Source organism: Neisseria sp. WLZKY-1 (genome assembly GCF_046546535.1).
Classification (GTDB): Bacteria; Pseudomonadota; Gammaproteobacteria; order Burkholderiales; family Neisseriaceae; genus Neisseria.
Genome location: NZ_JBKGTW010000094.1, coordinates 1 through 2,791, shown reverse-complemented (window position 1 = coordinate 2,791; position 2,791 = coordinate 1). Strand labels below are relative to the sequence as shown.

Annotated in this window: 1 protein-coding gene and 1 pseudogene; both read left to right on the top strand. The window is 40.7% G+C overall.

All coding sequences use genetic code 11. The features are described from left to right. Positions 1-454: 454 nt before the first annotated feature. Complete coding sequence (locus tag ACLD9W_RS12235) at positions 455-1,027, top strand: hypothetical protein (protein ID WP_410842268.1); 573 nt, start codon at positions 455-457, stop codon at positions 1,025-1,027. Between the two features lie 68 nt (positions 1,028-1,095). Continuing rightward, positions 1,096-2,791 (top strand): annotated as a pseudogene (locus ACLD9W_RS12230) (hypothetical protein); the annotation flags it as partial.

The following is a 2,791-nucleotide window of genomic DNA, read 5'->3' as shown; positions in this document are numbered from 1 at the left end:
TAGCTCAATCAGTTTGTTTTGTTTGTACTGACTCAGACGACTTTTTCTCATAAGGAAAATTCTAACTTAAACGGAATCTCCTGAGTTATCTAGGACAGCCCCAAATATTTTGGAGCTTAGGAAATATTCAAAAGTATGCTGTTTCAGTTTTTTGTACTTGAAGTAACCGCTCGTTCGACTGTCGACTTGTTGGGTAAGTAGTGCTGCTTTACCGTAAAGTTCGTGAAATTATCAGTTACTACTTTCATCGGATAGCGGATATGATTTTTGACAACTAAGTTGAATTTAGATGAGAGTTGTTTCGGTGAACATCGCACCTGTTGTTCTTGCAAGAGTACAAGTTCTGTTTTAACTTTTTAGTCCCTTTCGAGCAGTTTTAAGTGCTGCGTTGGATGTGAATTTAAGGTCTTATCTGATAATATAGTTATATTATTATTTTAATAAAGGTGAAGAAATGATTTGTAAAACAGTTAAAAAGACACCGGCAGAGCAGGAAATTAATGATTTGTTGGATTTTTTAAAAGATGAAGATTATTCACGTGCTGTTGGTTCAATGAATAGTGCATATGAAGAGTTTAGGGCGGGCTTAGATAAGATTAACTTAGAAAGGAAAAATTCCTTTATTTCTAAAGCGGAAGCTGCCAGTCAAGAGGCCAAATTATACGAGCGGTTGTCAACGAAAGCTCAAAGGGAATATCAAAAAGTTTTAAATGAAATGTCCGGAAAATATAATAAAAATAATAAAAGTTTTGCAAAAAAACTTGAAATATTAAAGAGGCAGCAAAGTGATTTGCAAAAAGCAATTAATTCTTATAAAGCAAATAGTAAATTGTATGCAAGACAAGCTATTAATGCTACTAAAAACGCGGAAAATACAGCTGCTAAAATTATTGGGGGGCGAGTTACGACATTTGCTGATCGAGCTACTGCAGCGATGGGCATTATTAGTATGGGCGATGCTTGGCGTGAGAGGGTATTCAAACAGGAAATTTTAGCAATGTTGGGCGTACGTCTTCATCATTTTTAGGCGGATATGCTGGGGCACTTGCAGGAGCAGAATTAGGAACGCTTGCGGCTACGCTAGCATTTGGTGCTATGACAGGAGGTGCTGGTTGGGTTGTTTTGGCTGGTGCTGCTATTGGGGGAGCCGTTGGTGGTTGGTATGGATCCAAATGGGCGGAGGATTGTTGGGATGAATTTGATGAATGGCGAAATTTAACCCCTTTTCGCACTAATGGATATCGAGTTTACGACCCAATAGCTTTAGATCTTGATGGTGATGGCATTGAAACCCTTGCTGCTAACGGGTTCGGTGGTAGTCTGTTTGACCACGACAATGACGGCATCCGCACTGCCGGTGGTTGGGTTTCTGCCGATGACGGTTTGCTGGTTTGGGATAAAAACGGCAATGGCCGGATCGACAACGGTTCGGAGCTTTTCGGTGACAGTACACGTTGGTTAGACGGCAACAATGCTGCTCATGGTTTTTCTGCGTTGGTTCAGCACGACAGTAACAGAGACGGTATTATTGATAATAAAGATAATGTATTCAAACAATTGCGTATTTGGCGTGATCTGAACCAAGATGGCATTACCCAAGAAGGAGAGTTGTTTAAATTAGCTGATCTTAAAATCAAATCTCTGAATTTGACTTATCAGGATATAAACAAAGACTTGGGTAACGGCAATATTCTTGCTCAGGTCGGCAGCTACACCAAAACCGACGGCAGTACTGCGCAAATGGGAGATTTGTTGTTGCAAGCCGATCCACTTTATAGTCGTTACGTTGATACTGTTAAAATGACTGATAAACAGATGGAGGCGGCAAATCTTCAAGGTATTGGCAGGTTGCGCGATCTGCGTGAGGCTGCTGCATTGTCAGGAAATTTGGCAAATGCATTGGCATCTTATTCTTCGTCTCAAACCAAACAAACCCAAATGGCACGATTGGGTAAGTTGATTCTTGAATGGGCAAAAACAGACCCGCAATTTAGTCGGCAACCTACTTTTGGCTTTGTAACATCCCAGTCTGGCAACGGACAAGGTATTGCGCTTACGCCTTCCCAAATTGCTGATTTGAAAAATGGGGTGGTTTCTTTAACTAAGGAACAAAAATCTGCATGGGAATCTTCTAAAGAAAAAGTACGGATTCTTGATGCTTTTGCGGGGACGAATTCTTCCACACTGAGTTTTGGAACAAGTGCTCAGGCTGACAATATTTTAAAAGTTATTTCCGAAACTTATGATAAATTAGCGCAACGTGTTTATGAAAACTTGCTATTTCAAACCAGATTACAACCTTATGTCAAAGAAATTTCGGTTAAACTGCAAAACGGCAATTTCGAATTAGATTTTCGCGGTGTTCAGGTAGCCTTTGAGAAGGCCTTTGCTAAAAATCAGGAAAAAGCCTTTATCGATTTGGCTGAATTTGTCATTTATGGCGAAAACCATGTCAAATCTTGGGGCGGTGCGGGAGCGTTGCTTTTAGATTTTATTAGAACTGGTGAAAAAAGTGGCAAACTAACCGATTGGATGAAAGCTTTAGGAAAAGATGCCGACACCTTGCTCAATATACAGAATGGTACTTGGAGTAATGATTATCTCAGAGGTGGTGAGGGTATTAGTATTATTTCCGGTGGACAAGGAAACGATTATGTATATGGTAATGGAGGCAATGACATTTTAGACGGCGGTTTCGGCAACGACTACCTAGAAGGAGGAGCCGGCAGCGACACCTACATCTTCGGAAGAAAATTCGGCGAAGACACCGTATCTAACTACGACGCAAGCG